The 24,984-nt window shown below is 71.3% G+C and carries 20 protein-coding genes; 9 read left to right on the forward strand and 11 right to left on the reverse strand.

All coding sequences use genetic code 11. The annotated features are described in order from the left end of the window. Positions 1-7 precede the first annotated feature (7 nt). Positions 8-646: a response regulator transcription factor gene (locus AB0J58_RS12375; RefSeq protein WP_343979714.1), complete on the reverse strand. Its 639-nt coding sequence runs from the start codon at positions 644-646 to the stop codon at positions 8-10. 70 nt (positions 647-716) lie between these two features. After that, positions 717-1,826 (reverse strand): DUF5931 domain-containing protein, encoded by a 1,110-nt coding sequence (locus tag AB0J58_RS12380; protein WP_364149450.1) that lies wholly within the window; start codon positions 1,824-1,826, stop codon positions 717-719. A 77-nt stretch (positions 1,827-1,903) separates the two neighbouring features. Between AB0J58_RS12380 and AB0J58_RS12385 the strand changes: the two genes are divergently transcribed. Beyond that, positions 1,904-2,761, forward strand: a complete 858-nt coding sequence (locus AB0J58_RS12385; protein WP_364213952.1) for an MHYT domain-containing protein — start codon at positions 1,904-1,906, stop codon at positions 2,759-2,761. Positions 2,762-2,915: 154 nt separating this feature from the next. Here the strand turns inward: AB0J58_RS12385 and AB0J58_RS12390 are convergent, their stop codons facing one another. Beyond that, entirely contained in the window at positions 2,916-3,941 is a 1,026-nt protein-coding gene (locus tag AB0J58_RS12390) for a 6-phosphofructokinase (protein ID WP_364213955.1), read from the reverse strand. Positions 3,942-4,272: 331 nt separating this feature from the next. After that, complete coding sequence (locus AB0J58_RS12395; protein WP_364213958.1) at positions 4,273-5,271, reverse strand: beta-propeller fold lactonase family protein; 999 nt, start codon at positions 5,269-5,271, stop codon at positions 4,273-4,275. A 109-nt stretch (positions 5,272-5,380) separates the two neighbouring features. Here AB0J58_RS12395 and AB0J58_RS12400 point away from each other — a divergent pair, with 109 nt between their 5' ends. The 3 genes from AB0J58_RS12400 to AB0J58_RS12410 all read left to right on the forward strand — a co-directional run bounded on the left by AB0J58_RS12400 (position 5,381) and on the right by AB0J58_RS12410 (position 7,845). After that, complete coding sequence (locus AB0J58_RS12400; RefSeq protein ID WP_364213961.1) at positions 5,381-6,283, forward strand: bifunctional helix-turn-helix transcriptional regulator/GNAT family N-acetyltransferase; 903 nt, start codon at positions 5,381-5,383, stop codon at positions 6,281-6,283. Between the two features lie 191 nt (positions 6,284-6,474). Next, positions 6,475-7,557 carry an LLM class flavin-dependent oxidoreductase gene (locus AB0J58_RS12405; protein ID WP_364213964.1) on the forward strand — a complete coding sequence of 361 codons (1,083 nt, stop codon included), beginning with the start codon at positions 6,475-6,477 and terminating at the stop codon, positions 7,555-7,557. A 72-nt stretch (positions 7,558-7,629) separates the two neighbouring features. Then, positions 7,630-7,845 carry a hypothetical protein gene (locus AB0J58_RS12410; RefSeq protein WP_364213967.1) on the forward strand — a complete coding sequence of 72 codons (216 nt, stop codon included), beginning with the start codon at positions 7,630-7,632 and terminating at the stop codon, positions 7,843-7,845. Here the strand turns inward: AB0J58_RS12410 and AB0J58_RS12415 are convergent. Then, positions 7,823-8,953: an alkaline phosphatase PhoX gene (locus AB0J58_RS12415; RefSeq protein WP_364213970.1), complete on the reverse strand. Its 1,131-nt coding sequence runs from the start codon at positions 8,951-8,953 to the stop codon at positions 7,823-7,825. The two genes, AB0J58_RS12410 and AB0J58_RS12415, sit on opposite strands and share 23 nt — an antisense overlap. 199 nt (positions 8,954-9,152) lie before the next feature. On the opposite strand from AB0J58_RS12415, the gene AB0J58_RS12420 reads away from it, so the two are divergent. Then, positions 9,153-12,455 (forward strand): P-loop NTPase fold protein, encoded by a 3,303-nt coding sequence (locus tag AB0J58_RS12420; RefSeq protein ID WP_364213973.1) that lies wholly within the window; start codon positions 9,153-9,155, stop codon positions 12,453-12,455. A gap of 155 nt (positions 12,456-12,610) precedes the next feature. Continuing rightward, positions 12,611-14,578, forward strand: coding sequence for a serine hydrolase (locus tag AB0J58_RS12425; RefSeq protein WP_364213976.1), 1,968 nt, complete (start codon positions 12,611-12,613; stop codon positions 14,576-14,578). A 97-nt stretch (positions 14,579-14,675) separates the two neighbouring features. Here AB0J58_RS12425 and AB0J58_RS12430 read toward each other — a convergent pair whose 3' ends face one another. Next, positions 14,676-14,945 (reverse strand): UTRA domain-containing protein, encoded by a 270-nt coding sequence (locus tag AB0J58_RS12430; RefSeq protein ID WP_364213979.1) that lies wholly within the window; start codon positions 14,943-14,945, stop codon positions 14,676-14,678. 374 nt (positions 14,946-15,319) lie between these two features. Here AB0J58_RS12430 and AB0J58_RS12435 point away from each other — a divergent pair, with 374 nt between their 5' ends. Beyond that, positions 15,320-16,138: an HPP family protein gene (locus AB0J58_RS12435; RefSeq protein ID WP_364213982.1), complete on the forward strand. Its 819-nt coding sequence runs from the start codon at positions 15,320-15,322 to the stop codon at positions 16,136-16,138. Positions 16,139-16,201: 63 nt separating this feature from the next. On the opposite strand, the gene AB0J58_RS12440 is transcribed toward AB0J58_RS12435, so the two are convergent. From AB0J58_RS12440 to AB0J58_RS12460, 5 genes are all read right to left on the reverse strand, one after another. After that, entirely contained in the window at positions 16,202-16,339 is a 138-nt protein-coding gene (locus AB0J58_RS12440; protein WP_364213985.1) for a hypothetical protein, read from the reverse strand. Further along, positions 16,336-17,745, reverse strand: a complete 1,410-nt coding sequence (locus tag AB0J58_RS12445; protein ID WP_364213988.1) for a tryptophanase — start codon at positions 17,743-17,745, stop codon at positions 16,336-16,338. Before AB0J58_RS12445 ends, AB0J58_RS12440 begins: the two co-directional genes overlap by 4 nt. 11 nt (positions 17,746-17,756) lie before the next feature. Further along, positions 17,757-19,232 (reverse strand): tryptophan 7-halogenase, encoded by a 1,476-nt coding sequence (locus AB0J58_RS12450; protein WP_364213991.1) that lies wholly within the window; start codon positions 19,230-19,232, stop codon positions 17,757-17,759. Next, entirely contained in the window at positions 19,229-21,049 is a 1,821-nt protein-coding gene (locus AB0J58_RS12455; RefSeq protein WP_364213994.1) for an amino acid adenylation domain-containing protein, read from the reverse strand. The genes AB0J58_RS12450 and AB0J58_RS12455 overlap by 4 nt, the downstream gene beginning before the upstream one ends. Positions 21,050-21,588: 539 nt before the next feature. Further along, a complete protein-coding gene (locus AB0J58_RS12460) occupies positions 21,589-22,131 on the reverse strand; it encodes a TIGR03086 family metal-binding protein (RefSeq protein WP_364213997.1) in 543 nt (180 codons plus the stop codon). Between AB0J58_RS12460 and AB0J58_RS12465 the strand changes: the two genes are divergently transcribed. After that, positions 22,130-22,963, forward strand: coding sequence for a helix-turn-helix domain-containing protein (locus AB0J58_RS12465; RefSeq protein ID WP_364214000.1), 834 nt, complete (start codon positions 22,130-22,132; stop codon positions 22,961-22,963). The genes AB0J58_RS12460 and AB0J58_RS12465 overlap by 2 nt on opposite strands. 133 nt (positions 22,964-23,096) lie before the next feature. Continuing rightward, on the forward strand, positions 23,097-24,899 hold the full coding sequence (locus AB0J58_RS12470; protein ID WP_364214003.1) for a hypothetical protein: 1,803 nt from the start codon (positions 23,097-23,099) through the stop codon (positions 24,897-24,899). The last annotated feature ends 85 nt before the right edge of the window (positions 24,900-24,984 follow it).

Below are 24,984 nucleotides of genomic sequence, written 5' to 3' on the forward strand. Positions count from 1 at the left end.
GTCGGGACTACGACTCGTCGAGGCCCTGCTCGATGGCGTAGCGGGCCAGTTCCACCCGATTGTGGAGCTGAAGCTTGTTCAGCGTGTTCTGGACGTGGTTCTGCACGGTCCGGTGGGAGAGCACGAGACGCTCGGCGATCTGCTTGTAGGACAACCCCTTGGCGACCAGGCGGAGCACCTCGGTCTCCCGCTCGGTCAGGCGGGGCGTCGCCTCGGGCGCGGATCTGGCCGCCAGCCTCCGGTACTCCCCCAGCACGAGCCCGGCCAGCCCGGGGGTGAAGACCGCGTCGCCCCCGGCGGTGCGCCGGACCGCGTCGAGGAACTCCTCCTTGCTCGCGGACTTCAGCAGATATCCGGAGGCTCCCGCCTTGATGGCCTCCAGCACGTCCTCCTGCTCGCCGCTGGCCGACAGCACCAGCACCCTGGGCGGCGGCTCCGAGGTGGCCAGCCTCCTGGCCACCTCGACCCCCGGCAGGTCGGGCAGCCGCAGGTCCAGCACCACCAGCTCGGGCCGGACCGCCGCGGCCACCCGGACCGCCTGCCGCCCCTCCCCGACCGCGGCCACCACCTCGTATCCGGCCTCGGCCAGGTCCCTGGCCACCCCGTCCCTCCACATCGGGTGATCGTCCACCACCATCACGCGCATTGGCTTACCTTAGGCCCGTTCCTCCGGAGGTGTCCGTCCGCCGGGCGGCCCGGCCCGCCCACCGGCGCGTCTAGGCGGTCGGCACCGACATCTCGATCTCGGTGCCCCGGCCGGGAGCGGAGATCACACTGACCGTGCCGCCGAGGTCCGCGACACGGCCCCGGATGGACTGCGCGACGCCGAGCCGCCCGTCGGCGGCGGCCTCCTCCAGGCGTCCGGGTGCCATGCCCGGCCCCTCGTCCCTGACGGTCACGGTGACCAGCCCGTCGTCACTCTCGGCGAAGACCCACGCGGGCGCGCGTGCCCCGCAGTGGCGGGCGACGTTGTCCAGGGCGGCTCCGACCGCGGCGGCCATCTCCGCCGCGGTGGCCGCGGGCAGGACCAGCGGGGTCGCCGGGGCCGAGACGGTGACCGTGGCCGAACCGTACCTGTGCAGCAGGGCGCACAGGTCCGCGGTGCCCGCGGCGGGTGCCTCGGGCCTGAGCCTGACCAGCTCGCGCAGGGCGGCCTCCTGCTCACCCGCGAGCCTGCCCAGTTCGGCCGCCTCGCCGCCGATCTCCTGCCCGCGCCGCTGGACCAGCGCGAGCACCTGGAGCACCGAGTCGTGGATTCCCCTGGCGAGCCGCTCCCGCTCCCGTCCCGCGACCTCCAGTTCGATCGCCCGCTCCATGCGCTCCTCGGCCTTCTTGGCCAGCCGGGCGACGTGCCCGACGACGGTCCCGGCGAGGAAGAGCAGGACGGTGCCGTTGATCGGCAGCGTCTCGAAGCCGCCTCCGGGCACGCCGTGCAGCCACAGGTCGGCCAGCGAGACGATCAACGCGGCCACGGCCCCCGCCCGCCGTCCGCCGTACACACCCCAGGCGAGCACCGCGCCGCCCATCCAGGTGCCGGTGATCGGCAGGCTGCCCTCCTGGTAGGCGCCCTGCACCGCCGGAGTGGCGAGCAGGCAGCCCACGGTCACGAGCATGTCGGCGGCGAGCAGCGGCCGGCCGCGGAGCTCCTCGACGGAGTAGGCGAAGATCGTCCCCACGGTCCACAGCGCCATGACGCCGATCACCAGCCAGCCGGTCGCCGGGTGGGCGTACCCCCCGGCACGGATGAGCAGAACCGCCGCGTAGCCAAGGGACGCGACGCGGAACACCGCGACCGCCCGCCAGAACGGCCCCTCGATTCCGGTCACCCGCCAGCCCTACCTCTCAGCAAGAAAGCGGCGTACTGCAATAATCCACCGATTTCTCTCTCACGAAAAACTGGAACATGTCCCACGTAGATCACTTTTCTTACGGCCTGCTCACCCCCGCGCTGGCCTACGTCATGTCGAGCGTCGGATGCATGCTCGGACTCCTGCTCACCGCCAGAGCCCGTGAGGCGGTGGGGGCGGCACGGGCCCGCTGGCTGGTGGGCGGGGCACTGTCCATCGGCGGCACCGGCATCTGGGTCATGCACTTCGTCGCCATGATGGGCTTCTCCGTCGGTGACGGCCAGATCCGCTACGACGTGCCACTGACGATCGGCTCGGCGACCCTGGCCGTCGTCGTGGTGGGCGTGGGCCTGTTCCTGGTCTCCTACCGGGGCGAGAGGTTCGTGCCGCTCGTCTCCGGCGGCGTGCTCACCGGTCTCGGCGTGGCGGGCATGCACTACATCGGCATGTTCGCGATGAGGATGCCGGCCCACCTCTCCTACGATCCGACGCTGGTCGGGATCTCGGTCGCGATCGCGATCGCCGCGTCCATCGTGGCGCTCTGGTTCAGCCTGCGGGTCAGCGGCGTGCTCGCCACCGGCGGCGCCGCGATGATCATGGCCCTGGCGGTCTGCGGCATGCACTACACCGGCATGTTCGCGCTCGAGGTGCGCCCCCGGCTCTCACCCGCGCCGCTCGGAGGGGCCAAGGGCATCGACTTCATGCTGCCCACGCTGGCCGTGCTGGGCCTGCTGACCATCGGCCTGCTGCTCACCGTCATCCTGTCGCCGTCGCAGCCGGAACTGGACCACGACGCCGCCCTGCTGGCCAGGCTGGAGAACCGCCGCGCCGAAGCCCGGCTGCACGAGCCGGTCACCCCGCCCGCCGCTCAGGTGCCGAAGGGCCGTTCCCTGTTCGATTCCCAAGAGCGATGATGTACGGCCTGCGCCCGCCGGGCCGCTCGGTCAGGGCGCAAGCCGTACATGGAGGGGAATCGCAGGCGGCCGGCCGCCCGGTCAGGAGGCTAGGGCCGGCCACTTGCAGAACGCTTGCAGTCGGCCACTCTCCGCGACGGACCGCACTGACGCCTCAGCCGAAGAAGACCTCGGCCTCCTCGTAACGGCCGACCGGCACGGTCTTCAGCTCCTTGGTGGCCTCGTCGAGACCCACCCGCACGATCTCGGTGCCCTGGAGGGCGACCATCTTGCCGAAGTCGCCGTCCTGCACCGCGTCGATGGCCTGCAGGCCGAACCTGGTGGCCAGCACCCGGTCGAAGGCCGTGGGGGTGCCGCCACGCTGGATGTGGCCGAGCACCGTGGTGCGGGCCTCCTTGCCGGTGCGCTTCTCGATCTCGCTGGCGAGGTTCTCGCCGATGCCGCCGAGCCTCACGTGGCCGAAGGCGTCGAGCTCGCCCGCCTGCAGCGTCATCTGGCCCTCCACCGGGTGCGCGCCCTCCGCGACCACGATTATCGGCGCGTACTTCGTCTTGAAGCGGGACTCGACGTAGGCGCAGACCCGGTCGATGTCGAAGGGCTTCTCCGGGATGAGGATGACGTTGGCACCGCCCGCCATACCGGCGTGCAGGGCGATCCAGCCCGCGTGACGGCCCATGACCTCGCAGATCAGCGCGCGGTGGTGGGACTCGGCGGTGGTGTGCAGGCGGTCGATGGCCTCGACGGCGATGTTGACCGCCGTGTCGAAGCCGAAGGTGTAGTCGGTGGCGTTGAGGTCGTTGTCGATCGTCTTGGGCACGCCGACGACCTTCACCCCCTTGTCGAAGAGCTGCTTGGCCACACCGAGGGTGTCCTCGCCGCCGATCGCGATCAGCGCGTCGACCCCGCCCTTCGCGAGGTTCTCCTTGATCTTCTCAACACCACCGTCGATCTTGATCGGGTTGGTCCGCGACGAACCCAGGATCGTCCCGCCGCGCGGCAGGATGCCGCGTACGGCCTCGATGTCCAACGGCATGGTTTCGCCCTCCAGGGGACCCCGCCAGCCGTCGCGGAACCCGACGAACTCATGCCCGTGGACGCCCACTCCCTTACGCACGACAGCGCGGATAACGGCGTTCAGGCCGGGGCAGTCGCCGCCCCCGGTGAGCACTCCGATACGCATGACATCCTCCGGTTATGAGTCCGAGCCAAGATGATCAGACTAAAGGGCATGGGCCGGTCGGCGACGGATTTCCGCCACCGACGGAACGCATTCTGCCGTCAGATGCGCCAGTGGTCTAGACCAAATAGAACTAGTCACCACATGTCGCCTCCCTCGATCGGCAGAGAAGCGACATATGAGCGCCTCTACCGGGCCCGAGGTCCGGTTCCGGACGGGGTCGCGCACATCACGGGCAGATCAGGCGCGCCGGCCGGACCCCGGACTCCGGACTCCCCGGCCACCTCATGGGTCATACCCGCCCGGGACCACCGATCCCCTCCTCACCGGCGGTTCAGGGCAGCGGCAGCACGCAGGACGGGGTGCCGACCGCGAAGAGCTCTCCCGCGGGCCGTGGGACGCCGTCCTTCAGCGGGAGCACGGCGACGGCGTCCGAGCGCTGGTTGGCCACGTACATGCGGCCGTCGGCGATGGCGAAGTGCCTCGGCCAGGCGCCACCGCAGGCGACCTCCGCGACCGGCCTCAACTCGGGGCCGGCGAAGACCGAGATCGTGTCGGGCCCCCGGTTGGCGACGTAGACGAGCTCACCGCGGGCCTCCAGGTGTGAGGGCTGGTTCCGCTCCCCGCTCCCGCTGGCCGGGACGACGTGGATCTCGCGCCATTCGGCGTCGTAGGCGCGCACGGTACCGTCCAGCTCCCCCGCCACGTACCAGTGGCCGCTCGCCGTGGCCATGTGCCGGGGGCCCATGCCGGACGCGAGCCTGACCGGTCCCTCCGGATGCGGGACCACCTCGTCACCGACCAGGTAGCGACGGATCTCGTCGGCGCCCAGGTCGCTCACGTACAGCACGCCGTCGGTGCCGAAGACCGCCTGGTGGGCGTGGGCCCCCTCGCGGTAGGGGAAGATCCACGTGTCGGTCAGCAGGCCGGATCCGTCGATGCCGTGCACGCTGAGGGTGCCGTCGCCGTAGTTGGCCACCGCCAGGCGCGTGCCGGTGGGGTCCACCGCCAGGTGGCAGGGGGCCGTTCCCTCGCTGGACCGTTGCGCGAGCGGGCTCAGCCTGCCGTCGTCGGCGCGGGCGAAGACGCCGACCGTACCGCGCTCGCTCTCCCCCACCGCGTACAGGATCGGGAGGACCGGGTGAACGGCGAGGAACGACGGCCCCGAGGCGGGCGTCTCTCCGAGCCGGGCGAGGCTCCCCAGCTCTATCAGGGTGATCCCCGGCCCGGATCCTTCGGTGTCCGGGGTGTACCCACCGATGTACGCGACCTCAGCCATCATGCTCCCGCCGTGGGCACGGCACTCGCCGTCCCAGCTCATCGTCCGTTCCAAGGCAAAATTCGAAGTTAGCGCAGTCGGCCGGCGATCTCACAGTCGCCTGCCCGGAAAGATCCCCGCCATTTCATTGACCTGGTCAATGAAATCGTTGATGCTGTCAAGCATGGAGAGACACGTGGCGGAGGTCCGGGCCTTCAACCGCTTCTACACCCGGCTCATCGGCGTGCTTCACCAGGGCATCCTGGACACCCCCTACTCGCTCACCGAGATGAGGGTGCTGTTCGAGCTGGACCGGGCGGACCGCATGGAGACCGGCGACCTGCGGCGGCTGCTCGGGCTCGACGCCGGATACCTCAGCCGGATGCTCGCCGGGTTCGAGGGCGACGGGCTGGTGGTCCGGAAGCGGTCCGCCACCGACGCGCGGCGGCAGGTCGTCGAGCTGACCGACGAGGGCCGGGCCAGGTTCGCGCTCTTCGACGGGCGCGCGGCCGAAGAGGTGCGCGAACTGCTGGCCGGGGTGACCGACGAGGACCGCGGGCGGCTGGTCGCGAGCATGGCGGCCATCGAGGAGATCCTCGGCCGGGAGCCGAGGACGGGCTCTCCTTACCTCCTGCGCCCGCTGCGGCCGGGCGACCTCGGCTGGGTGATCTACCGGCACGGCACGCTCTACAGCTCCGAGCAGGGCTGGGGCATGGACTTCGAGGCGCTGGTGGCCAGGGTCGCGGCCGACTACGTGGACCACCACGACCCGGCGCGCGAGGCGGGCTGGATCGCCGAGGTGGACGGCGAGCGGGTCGGCTGCGTCTTCTGCGTGCGCAAGGACGACGAGACGGCCCAGCTGCGGTTGCTGCTGGTCGAGCCGTCCGCGCGGGGCATGGGCATCGGCGGCCGGCTCGTGGCGGAGTGTGTGCGCTTCGCCAGGGCCGCGGGCTACCGGCGGATGCGGCTGTGGACCAGGGACGTGCTGCTGGGCGCCAGGCGCATCTACCGGGCGGCGGGCTTCGAGCTCGTCGAGAAGGAGCAGCGCGGCGACATCGTCGACGAGATCTGGGTCCGCGACCTCTGATCCGATCCCGCCTCGGCCGCTCACCACCCCCGACCAGGCCCGCCGTCGTCGACGGCGCCACGCGGCGAGACTCGGCCAGTGGGCTTCCTCACCCCACCTCCACCCTAATTCCCTCTTTATAGATCGGTATTATGTGGTTAATATCGGGGGGAGCACCGGCCCGTTCCGTATGAGCTCCGTATGAGGCGAAGATGCGCTTGCACTGGTTCCTGCCGACCACCGGCGACGGCCACCACGTCAGGCCCGCCACGACCACCGTCGCGGCGGGTGCCGCCGCGGACCGGCCCGCGACGCTCGACTACCTGTCCCAGGTGGCCCGGGCCGCGGAGTCCGCGGGCTTCGAGGCGGCGCTGACCCCGGTCGGGGCGGGCTGCCCAGACCCGCTGGTGGCGTGCGGCGCGGTCGCGGCGCGGACCGAGCGGCTCAAGCTGCTGGTGGCCTTCCGGCCCGGCTTCACCCTGCCGACGCTCTTCGCCCAGCAGGCACAGACCTTCCAGCAGATCAGTGGAGGGCGGCTGCTGCTCAACGCGGTCACCGGCGGCGACCCGCAGGAGCAGCGCGCCTACGGCGACTTCCTCGACCACGACGCCCGCTACGAACGGACCGGCGAGTTCATCGAGGTGCTCAGGCGCACCTGGACCGGCGAGCCGTTCGACCACCGGGGCACCCACTACCGGGTGGCGGGCGGCGGACTGGCCACGCCACTGCTCGACACCCCCGACATCTACTTCGGCGGGGCCTCCCCCGCCGCCGAGCGGGTGGCCGCCGCCGGGGCGGACGTCTACCTGATGTGGGGCGAGCCCCCGGCGATGATCGCCGAGCGGGTCGCCCGGATGCGGAGGCTCACCGCCGAGGCGGGCCGCGAACTCCGGTACGGCATCCGGCTCCACGTCATCGCCCGCGACACCGCCGACGAGGCCTGGGCGTACGCCAGGCGGCTGCTCACGGGCATGGACCCCGGCAGGGTCGCCGCCGCCCAGGCGCGGTTCGCCCGGATGGACTCGGTGGGACAGCGCCGGATGGCCGACCTGCACGGCGGCTCCGCCGAATCCCTGGAGATCTCCCCCAACCTCTGGGCCGGGGTCGGCCTGGTCCGCGAGGGCGCCGGTACCGCGCTGGTCGGCAGCTACCCGGAGGTCGCCGAGCGCCTCCGCGAATACGCCGAGCTGGGCCTGTCGGAGTTCGTGCTGTCCGGCTGGCCGCACCTGGAGGAGGCCTGGCGGGTGGGCGACTTCGTCCTTCCCCGGCTGGCGGCCCCCGCGCTTGTCGCGTGAGCGTCCTCGGAGCCGGGGCCGGGCACCGGCCGCACCCTCTGGCGAGCCCTGGCGCTGCGGGCCGGAGCGATCGTGGTCTTCATCACCCACAGCGTGGACGAGGCCGTCTACCTCGGCACCCGGGTGCTCGCGCTGAGCGGCAGGCCCGGCCGGGTGGTCTCCGACCGCGCCTCGGCCGTGCCGTACGGGGATCACCCCCGCACCGACCCGCTCTTCGCCGGGTTGCGCGAGGAGCTGACCGAGGTGGTCGAACAGGCCGCGTCGCTCAGCGGCGGAAGGGGCCGGTGACCTCGTAGGTGACGCCGTCGGTGCCGGCGGCGTCACCGCGGGCGCCGCGCTGTGAGGAGAAGTAGAGGCGGCCGCCGTCCGGTGAGAAAGCGGGTCCGGTGATCTCCGACCTGGCGTGGCCCGCGATCCGCAGGACGGGGGTGACGACCCGCTCGGGAGTGATCAGGTTGATCTCCATGTCACCGCCGTCCTCGGCGACGTAGAGGTCCCCGGACGGGGTGCCGGTGATGTTGTCGACACCGTTCAGCGGGGCGTCGGCGTCGTAGACGACACCCAGGTGCTCGTTCTCGGTGTCGTAGGCCCACACCCGGTTGTCGCCCTTGGTGGTGAAGAAGCACACGCCGTCCGCGTAGTGGCAGCCCTCCCCGCCCGAGAAGCGGGTGGCGCCGGCGACCTGGTCGCGGGTGGCCTTCAGCAGCGCGCCGGGGTCGGGCACGCGCCGCCAGGTGACCGTGCCCGAGCCGGAGGCGCAGAGCACCTCCAGGGTGCCCGAGGTCAGGTCACCCCAGTAGACCGGCCGGAACCGGTAGAAGCAGCCGTCGGGCTCGTCCTCGGTGAGGTAGACCACCCGCCGCTCCGGGTCGCAGGCCGCGGCCTCGTGTTTGAACCGGCCCATGGCGAGGCGCGGCATCGCGGCCCGCGAGCCGTAGGGGTCGCACTCGAAGACCCGGCCGCGGAAGACCTCCTCGCACGACAGCCAGGAGTTCCACGGGGTGCGGCCACCCGCGCAGTTGAGGTTGGTGCCCGACAGGATGCGGTAGGCGCCGACGACGGCCCCGTCCGGCCCGAACCTGATGGCCGACGCCCCGCCGAGCAGCGGGATCTCCGAGTTGGACACGTAGATCCAGCCGTCGCCGTCGGGGAAGCACGCGCCGCCGTCCGGCGCCGGGTGCCAGAGCAGCCCGCCGATCCGGCGGCCGGTGCGGGCGACGATCCGGCTGGTGAACCCCTCGGGCAGCGCGACCCCGTTGGCGTCGGGCTCGCCGAGCGGACCGTAGGGGCCCTCGAAGCTCGGGGCGACGGCACCCGCGACCCCCTGCCAGAGCGAGCCCGCGAGAACCGCACCGGCGGTCAGACATCCGGTGCGCACAAACGTGCGGCGAAGCATGGCCCCTCCTCGTCGTCCCTCACGGTACGCCGCAAGCCGATCGAACTCACATGAACGCCGAGACTCCTTGAGCGCAAACTTTGCGCGAACCGGAGGACAAAGATCCGCCAAACCAGGTCGGCCTATCACCAAGATCGCCATCTGTCCCGCCGGACGCGTCCACAGTGGAATCTTCACCGTCGTCGGATCGGGAGGACCGTTGAGCGAGGGACTCGCGTTCGCGAATCCAGTCTTCGAGACCGCGCCCCGGGTGGGCACCCGCCGAGCTCTCGTCTTCCTCGACTCCCCGCCGGACACGCTCCCGCCCCGGACTCCCGCCCCGCACCCGGCCCCGCCACACGACCGGGCCGGCACGCCGTCCCCCGGCCCCCCCACCGATCCGCGTGCCGCGGGGCCCGGTGCCGGGCGGCCGGACGCGCGGCTGGCGAGCGCGCTGCGCGCCGAGGGGTTCACCGTCGACGCCGAGAGCAGCGGCGGGGCGAACGCGGACGGCGAGCGGGTGTGGAACCTGCTGCGCTCGGCGCGGGAGGGGGACCTGCTGCTGATCCGGCTGCCCGCCGACGGCGGCTGGACCTCGGGACAGCTGGGATCGATGATCGGCACGTTCGGACGGCAGGTCGGCGAGTCGCTGGCGGCCGCCGTACTGCTGATCGTGGACTTCGGCTGGAGCGCCCTCGACGGCTCCGCCGAACCGGTCAGGCAGCTCGCCGTGGCCGGGGAGCCGAAGGTGGCGGCGGCGGCGCTGACCCTCACGCTGAGGCTCGACGAGACGGTACCCGGCCCGGTGCGCACGCTGACCGACGTCATCGCGGAGGGCCTGCTGACGCGGGCCGCCGACCTCGACGGTGACGGGGCGATCAGCGTCGGGGACCTGCACGCCTACGCGCTCGCCCGCTACACGGCGGTCTCGGCCGCCCGCACCCCCATCCTGATCGCCTACGGAGCCGTCGCCGGTGTCGCCCTGACCCCGGCGAGGGACACCGCCGCCCCGCACGCCGCCTTCACCCGCGCTCTGGCGCGGCTCGGCGACCACACCCCGCCCAGTTGCGGGATCGAGATCGTCCGGCGGGTCTACGAACTCCACCTGAGCGAGCCGGCCAGGGAGTTGCTGCGCAGGGCCGCCCTGCTCGACGAGGGCGAGCCGATCGACGAGATCCTCGGCGACGCCGCCGAGCTCAGGCAGTGGGGCCTGCTGGGCGACACGACCACGTTCGTCCATCCGGACGTGCGGAGGTTCGGCCACTCGCGGCTCTCGGTGGCCGAACGGGCGCAGACCTCGGCGCTGCTCCGCCGCCACCGGGCCGGGCTCCGTACGGTGCGGCCCCGGGCCAGGCTCACCGCCGACCGGTGGACCACCGAGGACCAGCTCGGGCACCGGGTCTACGCCGAGGCCATCGCCGCGTTCGTCCGTCACCCCGAGACCCGGCCCCCGCTGACGATCGGCGTCAAGGGGCCGTGGGGCACCGGCAAGACCTCCCTGATGCGGATGATCCAGGACCTGCTGGACCCCGGGGCCGCCGGAGACGATCCCGCCCCGATCCACCTGCCCGGCTCCCGCGCGGAGCGGGCGCTGACCAACGCCGAGGTACTGGCCAGGACCGGCCGGCGCCCCAGGGGGAGCGCCGGACGGGCGGAGCCGGACCCGCTCCCGCTGCGGCGGGCGGACTGGCGGCCCACGGTCTGGTTCAACCCGTGGATGTACCAGAACGGCGAGCAGGTCTGGGCCGGACTGGCACACGAGATCATCAGTCAGGTCACCCGGCGGCTGCCCCGCGCCGAGCGGGAGCGGTTCTGGCTGGAGCTGAACCTGTCCAGGATCGACCGGGAGGCGGTCCGCGGCCGCGCCTACCAGCTGGCGCTGACCCGCCTGGCCCCGGTGGCCCTCGGCCTGGTCGCCACCCTCGTCCTCACCGGGGCGCTGCTGGCCGCCGCCGCGCTGCTGCCCGCCTTCGGCTCCCTGCTGGGAAACGCCGCGGCGGCCGTCGGCTCGGCGGGCGCGGCGGCCGTGGTGGGGGCGGGCGCGCTGCGGCTGGCCCGGTTCTTCGGGGAGTCGGCGGACAACGCCTTCCGCGGCCTGGTCACGCAACCCGACCTGCTCGGCCCGGGCGCGGCCGACGGGGCGGGCGGCGAGGGCGCGACCGCTCCCGGATACCGGTCCAAGACCGGCTTCCTGCACCTGGTGCAGACCGACATGCGACAGGTCCTGAACCTGGTCGCCACCGAGGAGCGCCCGCTGGTGGTGTTCGTGGACGACCTGGACCGCTGCTCGTCCGGAACGGTGGCGCAGGTCATCGAGGCGATCAACCTGTTCCTCGCCGGCGAGTTCCCCAACTGCGTGTTCGTGCTGGCCATGGAGCCGGAGGTGGTCGTCGCGCACGTCGAGGCCGCCTATCCGGAACTGGCCGGGACGCTGCCCACCGGCGGGCGGTCCGGCCTGGGCTGGCGGTTCCTGGAGAAGATCGTGCAGCTACCGCTGAGCGTGCCGCTGCTGGACGACGCCGACCGGCTGCCCGCCTTCGTACGGGCGCTGCTCGGCGTCGCCGACACCGTCCGGCCCGCGGACGCCCTTCCCGACCTGAAGACCGTACGACCGGGTGACCCGGGCGCCATACGGACACCGAATCCGGCCGGACCGCGTCCGGCGGGTCCCCCAGCCGCCCTGGAACGGCTCGACCCGCCCCCGGATCCGGCCGGACCGCGTTCGCGCGGTCCCCTGCCTCCCGCACGGCCCTTCCCGCACGACGCGGCCGCGCCGGGCTCGCCCGGCACCGCCGCGCGGTCGGGAGCGGCCGTGCAGGGGCGGCACACGCCGGGCGCGCGGAGGCTGGAACTGTGGGCGCCGGTTGAGACGCTGGGACCGCCCCCACCGGCGGACCTGACGGGATCGCAACCGGCACCGGGCTCGTGGGCGGCCGATCCGCCGGACCCGGTCCAGGTGAGCCGGTTGCAGGACGCCATCTGGGCACTGCGCCCGACCACGACGACACTCGACGAGGCGGCGCGGCTGGCCCAGGACGCCCTGGGCATCGAGTGCTCGGACGCCGTCGGCGGCCTGTGCGCGGCGACCCGTGAGGCCGCCGACCGGGTCTTCGACGACCTCTACAGCGACGAGAACGCCTACCTGGCGATCGAGTTCGTGCTCCCCGCGCTGACCTTCTTCAACCCGCGCGAGATCAAGCGGTACGTGAACGTCTTCCGCTTCTACTCGTTCCTGACCTACCGTCGCGCCCTGGCCGGGGCGATCCCCGCCTCGGACGGCGAGGTCGCCAAGCTCGCCGCGCTGGCCGTCCAGTGGCCGCACCTGCTGACCCTGCTGGCCAGGGAGGTCGACGGGGTGAGCATCCTGCGCCGTCTGGAGGCCGCCGCGGGCGACGACCCGACCTGGGAGCGGATCATCGACGAGACCGGCCTCGCCACCTACGACTGCCCCCACCTGGACTCCCTGCGCGACCTGCTCTCCCGCCCCCACCCCATCGCCGACCTGGCCCGCTATCTCCTCTGAACACCGGGCCCCCGGCTCCGCGACCGGTGGCGGAGATGAGTAGGGGCGTACTCATCTCCCGGGCGGCGCCGGTTCGCACACTGAAGCCGGCGGCCCCGCTTATTCGGATATTCGGCTATCGGCCGGGCGCGACAGCCCGGGATGGAGGGTTCGACGTGCGGGATTCATCGGTGCCGTTCAGCCGTCGCGGCGCGCTCCTGGCGGGGTTCGGGCTGGCCGTGTTCCTCGGTCTCGAACGATCAGGGGTCGCCTCGGCGGCCCGCGTCGCGGAAAGCGTGGAAAGGCTCCGTACCGGTGCGGCGATGTCGGCCGGGACGTTCCCGTGGGTGGCCCGCCACGGCCTGACCTCGGAGCGCTACCAGGCCGAGTTCGACCGCCTGGCCAAGGAGGGGTACCGCCTGATCCAGGTGGACGGCTACGAGATGGGTGGCCAGGTGGGATACGCGGCCATCTGGGAACACGCGCCGGGGCCGCCGCAGTTCGCCCGCCACGGCCTGACCGAGCCGGAGTATCGGGCCGAGTACCGGCGGCTGGAGAAGGAGGGCTATCGCCTGGTCCACGTGGCCGGATACGAGGTCGCAGGGAAGGTGTACTTCGCGGCGATCTGGGAGCTCACCGGCGGGCCGCACCTGGTCGCCCAGCACGACATGCCCTCGGAGCGGTACCAGGCCGAGTTCGACCGGCTGCTCAAGGAGGGGTACCGGCTGATCCACGTGGACGGGTACGGGATCGCGGGAAAGGCACACTTCGCGGCGATCTGGGAGAAGGTCTGGGGAGCCCAGGGGCCCGACTGGGAGGCCCGCCACGACCTGACCGGGGCACGGTACCAGGCCGAGTTCGACGAGCTGACAAAGAAGGGATACCGCCCCTTCCACGTCAGCGGCTACACCGTCGGCGGCACCGATCTGTACGCGGCGATCTGGGTGCGGGGCGCGGGCCCGGCCTGGTCGGCCCGCCACGGCGTGGAGGGGGTGGACTACCAGGGGGTCTTCGACGAGCACCAGCGAGACGGCTACCGGCCCGCCCGGGTCAGCGGCTACGGCTCCGGCTCGGAGCGGTTCGCGGGGATCTGGCTGAGCGACAAGATCGTGGACGATGCCTTCGCCGCCGTCCACGCGGTCGTCGACCGCCACATGAGGGCCTCCGGAGTGGCCGGCGTGTCACTCGCGATCGCCCGGCGCGGCGCGCTCGTCTTCGCCCGAGGGTACGGGCTGGCGAACCGGGAGACCGGCGAGCGGCTCACCGAACGGCACCTGATGCGCATCGCCAGCGTCTCCAAGCCGATCACCGCGGTCGCGGTCATGCGGCTCGTCGAAGCCGGCCGGCTCACGCTCGACCGGCGCGTCCTCGGCGCGGACGGCATCCTCGGCACCCGGTACGGCAGCAGGCCCTACGGCGCGGGGCTCCAGGCCATCACGGTCAGGCACCTGCTCCAGCACACCGCCGGGGGCTGGACCAACGACGGCGACGACCCCATGTTCGGCAACCCGGCGATGAACCACGACCAGCTGATCGGCTGGGTGCTCGACAACCGGCCCCTCCAGCACACGCCCGGCACCACCCACCTGTACTCCAACTTCGGTTACTGCCTGCTGGGCCGGATCATCGAACAGGTCACCGGGGAGCCCTACGCCGACTTCGTACGCCGGAGCGTGCTCACGCCCAGCGGGATCACCAACATGCACCTCGCCGGGAACACCCGCGCCGAACGACGCCCCGACGAGGTGGTCTACTACGGCACCGGCGACCCGTACGGCATCCCGGCGCGGCGGATGGACTCCCACGGCGGCTGGCTCGCATCACCCGTCGACGCCGTCCGCTTCGCGCTGCGGGCCGACGGCTTTCCCACCGTCCCCGACCTGCTCCGGCCGGACACGATCGCGACGATGACCGCACCGTCGGCGGCCGAACCGGCGTACGCCTGCGGCTGGGGTGTCAACACCCTCGGCAACTGGTGGCACAGCGGTCGGCTGATTCCCTACGGCACGGAGAGCATCCTCGCCCGGACGAGCAACGAGTTCTGCTGGGCGGCACTCGCCAACGGCAACGGCGTCGACCTCGACACGATGATGTGGGAGGTGTTCCAGCAGATCGCCGTCTGGCCCTCCCACGACCTGTTCTGAGGACGGTCCTCGTGACCACCCTCGGCCATCCGGCTCGGCGGTTCCTCCACGAGGGATGGACCTCTCGGGCCACCTCCGTCAGCAATGAGGGGCGAGACTATTCGAGGTCGTGGTCGGCCGAGGGTTCACGCTCGGGAGCGAGGAAATCCACGGTGTACTCGGTCACGTCGCCGTGCTGGTCCCAGTGGAGACTGGTCATGGTCAGCGTCGGCAGGCCGCGCTCCACGCCGAGCACCGGGGCGATGTCCTCGGGAACCGGCTTGATGGCGACGACGTCCCGGCGCCGGACGGCCCTTCGGCCGGTCCGCTCCTCGACCAGCCCGAAGGTCGTCCGAGGGAGCGGCTCCGCGACCAGCAGTGGCGGCATGCGGCAATCCACCTCCTAGATCTCGGTATGCACAAGCAGCGATGATCGTGACAGGAACGTTGAATCCGCAGTAGGGGTTGGGGCCCTTTGCCCCGCCCAGGCGGCGTTCGCGCGATCTGCGGTCGGCCGCCCCCTGCGTACTGCTGCGACGCCGGTGGCGCGACCGGTCTGGCAGGCCCCCTGTCCGCTGAACTCCACGCCCCGGTCACAGCCCTCGCCGCAGGACGCCCCCGTAACCTCTGCATCCCAACCGCTGTAGTGCCGCATCAGCCGATGTTCGCCCGGCGGGCAGGCGCTTGCGCTGACCTCCAAGTAAGACACAAGTACCTTCTGCGAATTTTGGTGACCGATACCGAGATCGCAGGAGATTTTCCATGGGGGTTCGCAACTTCTTCCCGGCCGACCGGATGCGCGGGTGGACGACGCCGTTCCCGCCGCAGGCGTCCGGACCGGAAGAGGTCCTGGCGGCCGCGCGGGTCGATCCGCGGGCCGTCGGGGACACGAAGGAGGTCTCGCCGGGGGGCAGGACGCACCTGAAGGGGCCCGGCGAGGCCAGACCTGATCCGGAGACCCGGGTGGAGCCGTCGCGGCCCAGGCGGACCGCCTATGTGGCGCCCCCGGTCGCCTCCGGCGGGGACGACGAGAGGACGGCCTTCGTCTCGCCGGCGAGCGGGGGCGACGAGACCACCGCGACGGACGTCTGGCGTGGCCTCAGGAGCCGCGCACCCGCCCGGCCGAAGACGGCGACCATCGCCGTCTTCACCGCGGGTGCCACGATCGCCCTGGTCACCCTGGTCGCGTTCGGCACCGTGCTGGACCAGGTCTGGCTGATGCCCCCGCTCGTCGCCAGCGCCGCCCTGGTCTTCGGCGCGCCGACCCTGCCGTTGTCGCAGCCGCGAAGCGTGATCGGCGGCCAGTTCCTGGCAGCGCTCACCGGATTCGCCGTACTGGCCGTCGCCGGTTCCTCCGTCTGGGCCGCCGCCGTCGCCGGCGGCCTGGCCCTCGGGGTCACGGCCCTGACGCGCACGCCGCACTCGCCCGCCGCCGCCACCGCGACGCTCGTGGTCGCCCAGCAGCAGCCCCTGGTGCCGTTCCTGCCGATACTCGTCGCCGCGACCGTCGTCCTGGTGCTCGTCGGCATGCTCGTCGGACGCAGCGGGGTGACCCCGCGCTATCCCACCTACTGGTGGTGACTACTACCTGCCCCGCTTCTTTCGCCCGGGAGGCCACGAGGCGACATCTTTCATCCGTTGAGCTCAAGACGACGGGTAGTCACGGTAGATCCTGGACCGCTTCTCCTTTCCGGGGAACACCATGATCATCAGTTGGACGGTGTCGCCGGACACCGTCGGCGGCCCGCCCGGCAGGTGCGGCCGCCCCCGGGCGACCGTCACCCGCCGAAGATGCTGTTCCCGCCCGCCGGCACGAACCTGGCCTGGAAGAATCGCAGGTGGGACGGCTCGTGGACGAAACGGAGGCCGCGTTTGATCCGGTCGCGCCCCTCATGGACTCGGATGACGCAGTCCGCCACCACGTCCAGGTGTGCCCGGGTGTAGACCCGGCGGGGAACGGCCAGCCGGACCAGTTCCATCGGCGGGTAGCGATTCTCCCCCGTCACCGGGTCTCGCCCGGCGGACAGGCCGCCGCGCTCGACACCGCGGATGCCCCCCTCCACGTAGAGCGCGGCCGCCAGGGTCTGTCCGGGGAACTCCTCCCTGGGCAGCAGCGGCAGCACCGCCAGCGCGTCGATGCAGACACAGTGCCCGCCGATCGGCCGAACCACCGGAACGCCTGCGGCGAGAAGCCGATGCCCGAGATACTCGACCTGGCCGACCCTGGCCCGGATGCTGCTCTCCTCCACCGACTCCTCGATGCCACGGGCCACGGCCTCCATGTCCCGCCCGGCCATGCCGCCGTAGGTGTGCAACCCCTCGAAGAGCAGGGCGAGGCCGCGCGCCCGCTCGGCCAGCTCGCCGTCGCGCAGGCCGATCCAGCCGCCGATGTTGGCGAAGCTGTCCTTCTTCGAGGACGTCACCGCGCCGTCGGTGAACGAGCACATGGCGAGCAGAATCTCAGCGATCGACCTGTCGCCCCAGCCCGCCTCCCGCTGCTTGACGAACCAGGCGTTCTCCACCGCCCGTGCCGTGTCGAACATGATGGGGATTCCATGCCGCCCGGTCAGCTCACGGACCGCGGCGAGGTTGGCCATGCTGATCGGCTGGCCTCCGGCCATGTTGACGGTCGCGGCCAGGGAGACGTAGGGGATCGCGTCACCGTACTCACCGATCACCGCCTCCAGCTTGGCAAGGTCGACGTCGCCCTTGAACGGGTGGCCGGAGGACGGGTCGTGCGCCTCGTCGATCACCACGTCGTGGAAGGTCGCGCCGTTGAGCTCCTGGTGAGCGCGGGTGCTGGGGAAGAACATGTTGCCGGGAATGTGGCTGCCCGGTCTGATCAGGACCCGGCTCATGATGTTCTCCCCTCCTCGGCCCTGGTGGACGGGGATGACGTGCTCGTAGCCGTAGTAGGTGCGGACGGCCTGCTCCAGCACGTAGAAGCTGCGTGCGCCCGCGTACGCCTCGTCGCCGGTCATGAGCGCGGCCCACTGCCGGTCGGACATCGCGTTCGTTCCCGAGTCGGTGAACAGGTCGATGTAGACGTCCTCGGAGCGGAGCAGGCACGGATTCCAGCCCGCCTGCCTGATCGTCTGCTCCCGATAGGACCGGCTGGTCTGCCTGATCGGCTCTACCGACTTGATCCTCCACGGCTCCGCCGGGTACTCGATCGCGTGGTCGTTCATCCTTCTCCTTCTCAACCCGTTGTCACTCGGACCGTGAGGTCCGGTTCCGCCCAGCGCCTGCCGTCACCGGACGGGACCAGCCCGCCGGGGAACATGGGCGGCTCGTCCCCCGTCGCCTCACCGAGCATTCCGCGCAACTGGAGCTGCGCGCTCTCGGCCATGACCTCGGAGATGACACCCACCTCGTGCATCCCGGTGACGTCGCCGACGTCGTCGGTCCGGGTGGATGCCTCCGCCATCGCCTCCGCCATCGCCTTGGCCATGCCGGAGAAGTCGTCGGAGACCACGCCGCCGACCAGGTCGACGAACGCCTCCGCGGCCGCTCCCCGGTGCTCGGCCACCTTCCTCGCCTGCCAGAAGTACGACTCCTCATCGGTGTGCGTCTGGTAGAACGCCACCAGGAAGTCGCGGAACAGCGCGAACTCCTGCCGGTAGCGGTTCTCGAACTCGCCGAAGCAGCGTTCCTCGTCCAGGGTCCCGGCGAGCACGCTGTTGACGGACCGGGCCGCCAGCAGCGCGCTGTACGTCGACAGGTGCACGCCCGAGGAGAAGACGGGGTCGATGAAACAGGCGGCGTCGCCGACCAGTACCAGCCCCGGCGACCACAACACGGTCCGGTCGTAGGAGTAGTCCTTACGCACCCGCAGCTCGTCGTACGGCTTCGAGGACGACCGCCTGGCTCCGCTCAGATAGCTCTTGATCAACGGGCACTCGTCGATCAGCGCGGCCAGCGCCGCCTCAGGATCGCCCTGTACCCTGTCCGCCGCCTCCCGCCTCACCACCGCGCCGACGCTGGTCAGCGTTTCACTGAGCGGGATGTACCAGAACCAGCCGCTGTCGAACGCGACGCAGAGGATGTTGCCGGAGTTGGGCGGTGGCATCCTGCGGCCGTTCTCGAAGTAGCCGAACAGCGCGAGGTTACGGAAGAACGGGGAGTACTCCCGCTTTCCGCCCACCTCGTCGTGAAGCCTGCTACCGGAGCCGGAGGCGTCGACGACGAACCTGGCGGTAGCCTCGCGGGCGGTGCCCTCGGGATTCACGTAGCGGACACCGCAGACCCTGCCGCCGCCGTCGCGCAGCACGCCGGTCACGCGGTGTTCCTGCCGCACGTCCACGCCGAGCCGTACCGCGTTCTGGAGCAGGATCGCGTCAAACCTCGTCCGCTCGACCTGAAGGGCGTAGGAGGTCGGGCCCGCCATCCGCCGGGACAGCGCGAACGAGAACGTCCAGGGCTCCGGATTGGCCCCCCACTTGAAGGTGCCGCCGCGTTTTGGGGTGAAACCCGCCCGCAGGATCTCGTCTCGCACGCCCAGCATCGCGCAGATGCCGTGAACCGTGGAGGGCAGCAGGGACTCACCGATCTGGTAGCGGGGGAACGTCTCCTTCTCCAGCAGCAGGACTCGGTGCCCATCGAGCGCGATCAACGACGCGGCCGTGGACCCACCTGGTCCACCCCCCACGACGATGACGTCGAAGTCATCGGTCATGAAACCTCTTCCGGGATGTTGGACTGGATGCCGGATGTGATGTGGGTGAGAGTGGCGAGCTGGGAGATCGTGGGAAGCCGCAGCACGTCGCGGATCGTGCAGTGGATTCCGGCCGCCCGCAGCCGGGCGGCGAGTTCGGCCGCCAGGAGGCTGTGGCCTCCGACGTCGAAGAAGTTGTCGCGGATGTCGGCCCGTTCCACCGAAAGCACCTCGCACCAGATCGCCGCGATCAGCTCCTCGACCGATGTGCGCGGCGGTACCGAGGACGTGGTCTCCGCTCGTCGGAGGACGGAGCGGTCGACCTTGCCGTTCACGTTCAACGGCAAGGCGTCCAGCACGGTGATCGTGGCGGGCACCAGGTAGTCGGGCAGCTCCGCCCGCAGCGTCTGGGCCACGGACTCCCGCACGTCCGTGTCGGTGAGAACGACGTAGGCGGCGAGGCGGAGGTCGCCTTCGGGCCCCTCGGGGACGACGGCCGCCTGCCGCACTCCAGGCTGGGCCAGCAGGAACCGCTCGACCTCGCCCGGCTCGACCCGGTGTCCACGGATCTTGACCTGGTCGTCCAGGCGGCCGAGGAACTCCAGAAGACCGCCGGGGAGCAGCCGGCAGAGGTCTCCGGTCCGGTACCACCGTTCGCGGCCTTCCTCTGGGAACCGCTCCGCGGTGAGCCCTGCCTGGTTCAGGTAGCCGGTCGCCACACAGGCTCCGCCGATCTGGAGCTCGCCCGGCTCTCCCTCCGGTACGGGCCCGCCGTCCTCACCGACGAGACGGGCCCGGACGTTCGCGATCGGCCGTCCGATGACCGGGGAGTCGTGCTCGTCCAACCGGCAGGCGGTGGCGAACACCGTGCACTCGGTGGGACCGTACAGGTTGACGGCCGTCATCCCGTCCACCCGGGACAGCCGGGACCACAGCGTTCCGCTGATCGCCTCCCCGCCCATCAGCAACAGCTCCGGCCGTGTCCCGGGGACGAGCAGCCCCGCGTTCACCATGGCCTCGACGAGCGTGGGAACGGCCTCCACCACGGTCAGTCTCCGCTCCCGGATGAACCGGACATAGCCCTCTGGGTCCTTGCGCACGTCGTCCGGGACCAGATGCAGCTCGTGCCCGCCCGCCATCCACAGCAGCGGGTTCCACGACGCGTCGAACACGAGCGGCAGGCCGTGCGCGACCCGGTGGCGGTCGCCGCCCCCGAAGTGGCGGGCCTCCAGCTCGTGGTAGAGGTTGACCAGACCGTGGTCGGCGACGACGACGCCCTTCGGCCGTCCGGTGGAACCGGAGGTGTAGATGACATAGGCGGCCGAGCTCGCGGGCGACGGCGCGGGCGGCGCGGGGTCGTGGGCACGCAGGTCGGCCTGCCACCGGTCCCGGGGCAGGTCCACCCGGCGGGTCCCGGGCGGCAGCGAGACCGTGAGCTCCGGCGCGTCGGTCAGGAGCAGCCCCGGGCGAGCGTCCTCCAGGATCGCCCCAAGCCGGGTCTCGGGCGCGTCGACAGCGACCGGGACGTACACGCATCCGGCCTTCGACACGGCCAGCGGCACGATGACGGCGAGCACCGATCTGGTCATCGCGCACGCGACCGCGGTACCGGGCGTGACGCCGAAACCCGGGCCGGAACCCGCTGCGCCGGGGCCGGACGCCCGGAGCAGATGGGCCAGCCGGTTGGCCCAGGTGTCGAGCTCCTGAAAGGTCCAGGAGCGGCCGTCCGCGACCAACGCCGTCAGATCCGGCGTGCGCCGAGCGCGCCGCTGGAAGACGTCCGCCCAGGTGATGTCCGGCAGCGGGCGGGTGTCACCGATCAGATCGCGCCTGCTCATGAAGCCGGCTCGTACGCACTCGTGAGACCTCGCGTGCGGCCGCCTCCGCCGTTCTCGACGTGGTGGGCCCCGGCGATGGGTTCCTTGCCCGCCCGGCGCTCCGCCGCGGAACAGCCCAGTCGCCGGTCCTTCGTCACCGGTTCATCCGCCGCCGGGGGGATTATGGGGATCACCCTTGCGAAAGCCGCCCGAACCGGCGTCGGCCCCTGACATACCGACATCTGCCTGTCTCCCCTTTTGCGTTTGCCCGACAAGTAGTCAGACGAACGTAGGCCCACGTCCCGCGGGAGGCATCACCCAGGAGGGTGATTATCGGTCAGCCAGGAAGGGGGCAAACGGCCCCTCGCTAATCCGCCGAACAGCATGGCCGAGAGGAAGGCGTGCTTTCACCCCGCCGCCCCGGTCCGGTCGGCGACGGCGGCATACGGGAATCCAACCCTGTAGGTCTCAAGGCCCGCCGCGGCCACGGAGGGGTGCACAGGCATCGGCTCCTGGCACGAGACACCGTGCCGGGAGCCGGCTTACCAGGCTGGAGCGGATCACGGTGTCCAGGCCGGGTCCCGGCCGATGAGGCCGAGCAGGTGGTCGAACCGCGGGGCGTCGTCCGGCACCGCCACCGGCGGCCCGAAGGCGCCGCGCTGCCTGCCCGTCTCCGCCATCCGGCCGGTGAAGTCCAGCGCCCGCGAGACGGCCTCGGGGTCCGGCTCGTACTCCTGGCCGGTGGCCCTGGCCAGGTCCCAGCCGTGCACGACCATGTCGACGAGGTACATGTGGGCCAGCATGGTCATCGGCAGGCCCATGGCGGGGCTGCTCCCCTCCCATGCCTCGGGCCGTGACCAGGCGGCCAGCATGCGCTCCGCCCGCTCGGGGAAGTCGCCCGCGTAGGGCCCCTGCTCGACGTTCGGCCCCTTGCGACCCAGCGACTCGAACATCTCCGCCACCCACTCGAGGTGGTTGATCAGGTCCTTGACGTCGAACTTCGCGCAGGGCGTCGAGGACCCGAGCTGCTCCTGCCGTACCGCGCGTACCAATCCCGCGGTCCGTTCGGTGGCGTGTGTCATCAGCGGCATCATGTCGTCCATGGCAGCCATCGTGCCCCGCCTGCCCGAGGCGCGGCTTGTAGAAACGCGACAGCGCGGCTGGGTCGACCCGTACGCGGGGCTCAGCGCCTTCAATTTCGCCCGCCAGGCGCCATCACCCGAAATTTCGGCGTATGTGGATCACTTCTGGGTCGTCAGCTGGACCGACCTCGCCGAGCCGTACGAACAGCGCATCGTCTCGCACCCCACCGTGAACATGACGATCACCCAGGACTTCCACCGGATCGCGGGAGTGATCAAGGGTGGGTTCTCCTACACGATGCGGGGCAGCGGCCGCGTGCTCGGCGCGCGCTTCCGCCCCGGTGGCTTCCGGCCGTTCCTCGGCGGCCCGGTGTCCCGGCTGACCGGCCGTTTCGTGGAGATCGACGAGATGTACGGCGCAGCGGGCGCGACCCTGGTCGAGCAGGTCCTGGCCGAGCCCGACGTGCGGGCCGCCATCGCGCTCACCGAGGCGTTCCTGCTGGGTCTGGGGCCGGATCAGGATCCGCTGGCGGAGGAGGTCGCGGCGCTGGTGGCGATGGTGGAGAGCGACGTGTCCGTGACCAGGGTCGACGAGCTGGCCGCCAGATCGGGGCGGTCGGTGCGCTCGCTGCAGCGGCTGTTCCGGGACCAGGTCGGCATCGGCCCCAAGTGGGTGATCCGCCGCTTCCGGCTGCACGAGGCCGCGGAGCGGGTATACCGGGGCCTCGACCTCGCCACACTGGCCGCCGAGCTCGGCTACACCGACCAGGCCCATCTGACCCGCGACTTCACCGCCGCGGTCGGCATGCCACCCGCCGCCTACGCCCGGCTCAGCGGCCAGGCCCGACCCTGACGTCCGTCTCTCCTTCTCGCACCGGGCGATCCGCTCGCACCGGCCACCAGGTCGGCCGGGGTGACAACTAAAGACCAAGTGATCAGCAAGTGAGAACCTCGATCATGATCCTTTTCGTGAAGCGGAAAGGATCATGATGAAGAGGACAGCGTTGCTGCTGAGCACGGTGGTGCTCAGCGGGCTGCTGGCCGCCACCCCCTCATACGCCGCCACATCCTCCGCCCCCGCGCTCAAGACCGCTGTGGCCCAGGTGAAGGCGAGTCCCGCCAAGCGGTCGGGCGCGTGTCCGACCACGGTGGGATTCTCCGCGGTGGTGGCGGCCAAGGGCAAGGGCATCATCCGTTACAGGTGGGTACGCGGCGACGGCGGCAAGAGCGTCGTCAAGAGCTTCCGTGTCAACGGCTCGCGCAAGGTGGTCGTGCGAGACCGGCAGACCTTCGACCGCGACACCACCGGCTGGCAGGCCATCGAGATCCTGGGCAAGAAGGGTCTGTCGGGCAAGGCGCGGTTCAGCGTCGCCTGTGAGGGTCCCGCACAGGTGTGGAACGTCTCCCACCCGCTGCCCGCCCAGCCCGGACGGCCGCTGGAGTCGGCGGCGGACGTGGACGTCAGCCCGGCCGCCTACAACGGCGTTTGCCCGGCGACGGTACGGTTCACCGCGACCATCCAGGTCTCGCGCACCCCGGCCACCGTCGACTACCGGTGGATCGACAGCATCACCGGCGAGGGACGGCCGGAGTCGCTGTACTTCGCCCCCGGCGGGCCGCGCCTCCGCCAGGTCACGCTGCCGATGAGCGTGGGCAGCTCCGCCCGCGGGTGGAAGGCCGTCCGTATCCTCACCCCCGGCGGACACGACTCCGGCCGCGCCGACTACGCGGTGACCTGCAAGAGCGGCCCGGCGCCCACCCCGACGTCCACTCCGAGTTCCACCCCGAGTTCCACGCCGAGCTCCACCCCGACGTCCACGCCCACACAGCCTCCGGCGACGCCGGGACGGCAGATCGTGGAGCTCACCCCGGGCGACTACGCGGGCACCTGCGTGGAGCCGGTCGCGTACCGGGCCGCCGGGCGGGTCACGCTCCCCGCCGGAGCCGCGCAGAAGGTCACGTACTGGTGGCTCGTGGACGGCGCCGCCTGGCAGAAGCAGGTGCTGGACTTCCCCGCCTCCACCCAGGCCCGCTCCCAGGACGTCTCCGCCTCCTGGACCCTCGGTGCCGCCGGGGGCGGCCCGCACAAGGTCGGCCTCACGGTCGAGGGCGGCCCCTCCCAGCCTGACGAGCGCTCGTACACCTTCACCTGCGACGAGGGGCCCAACGACGCCAATGTGACCTTCCGCTACGTGCTCGTGCCGCTCTACGCGGGCGACTGCGACCGTTCCTTCAGCATGCGCGTGGACGGGCTGTTCACGACGGACCGGGAGACCGAGGTCAGGTACCGCCTGGTGGCCGACGGCCAGCCGGGGCCGGTCAGGAGCCAGGTGCTCAAGCCCGGCATCGTCCAGACGATCGGCGATTTCTGGAACAAGTCCGCGCAGAGCAGCGGAAACGGCACCGTACGGCTTGAGGTGCTCAACCACAACAAGCCGTTCACCCAGCAGACCTACTCCTGGACCTGTGTGCCGAAGGACCCGACCCCGGGCACGGTCCGCATCGGCGGGCTGACCTCGGTGGCCTACCACGGCGACTGCGACGCCGCGCCGTACCCGACCGCGTGGGCGAACCTCCATGCGGCTCCGGACACGGAGATCAGCTACCGCTGGATCATCGACGGGAAGCCGGACGACACCCGCACGCTCAAGGTCGGATCCAGCGGATTCCTCGGCCTCCAGTCCGCTCACTGGACCCGGAGTTCGAAGACCGGCGGAACGGTCGCCATCGAGGTGCTGAACCACAACAGGCCGACCAAGCAGGCCGCGTATCCGGTGAACTGCATCTGATCGACATCATCCCGCCCGTGGTCCCCTGCCCCGGCAGGGGACCACGGGCTTTCATGTTCTCCGGCGTGCCTTATCACCCGGCTTG

The organism is Streptosporangium sp. NPDC049644 (genome assembly GCF_040675205.1).
Classification (GTDB): Bacteria; Actinomycetota; Actinomycetes; order Streptosporangiales; family Streptosporangiaceae; genus Streptosporangium; species Streptosporangium fukuiense.

What these genes read in the sequence shown, in the direction of transcription:
- AB0J58_RS12375 (WP_343979714.1), bottom strand. Translation starts at nt 646, where the DNA reads ATGCGCGTGATGGTGGTGGACGATCACCCGATGTGGAGGGACGGGGTG.
- AB0J58_RS12385 (WP_364213952.1), top strand. Translation starts at nt 1,904, where the DNA reads ATGTCCCACGTAGATCACTTTTCTTACGGCCTGCTCACCCCCGCGCTG.
- AB0J58_RS12390 (WP_364213955.1), bottom strand. Translation starts at nt 3,941, where the DNA reads ATGCGTATCGGAGTGCTCACCGGGGGCGGCGACTGCCCCGGCCTGAAC.
- AB0J58_RS12400 (WP_364213961.1), top strand. Translation starts at nt 5,381, where the DNA reads ATGGAGAGACACGTGGCGGAGGTCCGGGCCTTCAACCGCTTCTACACC.
- AB0J58_RS12405 (WP_364213964.1), top strand. Translation starts at nt 6,475, where the DNA reads ATGCGCTTGCACTGGTTCCTGCCGACCACCGGCGACGGCCACCACGTC.
- AB0J58_RS12415 (WP_364213970.1), bottom strand. Translation starts at nt 8,953, where the DNA reads ATGCTTCGCCGCACGTTTGTGCGCACCGGATGTCTGACCGCCGGTGCG.
- AB0J58_RS12430 (WP_364213979.1), bottom strand. Translation starts at nt 14,945, where the DNA reads ATGCCGCCACTGCTGGTCGCGGAGCCGCTCCCTCGGACGACCTTCGGG.
- AB0J58_RS12435 (WP_364213982.1), top strand. Translation starts at nt 15,320, where the DNA reads ATGGGGGTTCGCAACTTCTTCCCGGCCGACCGGATGCGCGGGTGGACG.
- AB0J58_RS12445 (WP_364213988.1), bottom strand. Translation starts at nt 17,745, where the DNA reads ATGAACGACCACGCGATCGAGTACCCGGCGGAGCCGTGGAGGATCAAG.
- AB0J58_RS12450 (WP_364213991.1), bottom strand. Translation starts at nt 19,232, where the DNA reads ATGACCGATGACTTCGACGTCATCGTCGTGGGGGGTGGACCAGGTGGG.
- AB0J58_RS12455 (WP_364213994.1), bottom strand. Translation starts at nt 21,049, where the DNA reads ATGAGCAGGCGCGATCTGATCGGTGACACCCGCCCGCTGCCGGACATC.
- AB0J58_RS12465 (WP_364214000.1), top strand. Translation starts at nt 22,130, where the DNA reads ATGGCAGCCATCGTGCCCCGCCTGCCCGAGGCGCGGCTTGTAGAAACG.
- AB0J58_RS12460 (WP_364213997.1), bottom strand. Translation starts at nt 22,131, where the DNA reads ATGGACGACATGATGCCGCTGATGACACACGCCACCGAACGGACCGCG.
- AB0J58_RS12470 (WP_364214003.1), top strand. Translation starts at nt 23,097, where the DNA reads ATGATGAAGAGGACAGCGTTGCTGCTGAGCACGGTGGTGCTCAGCGGG.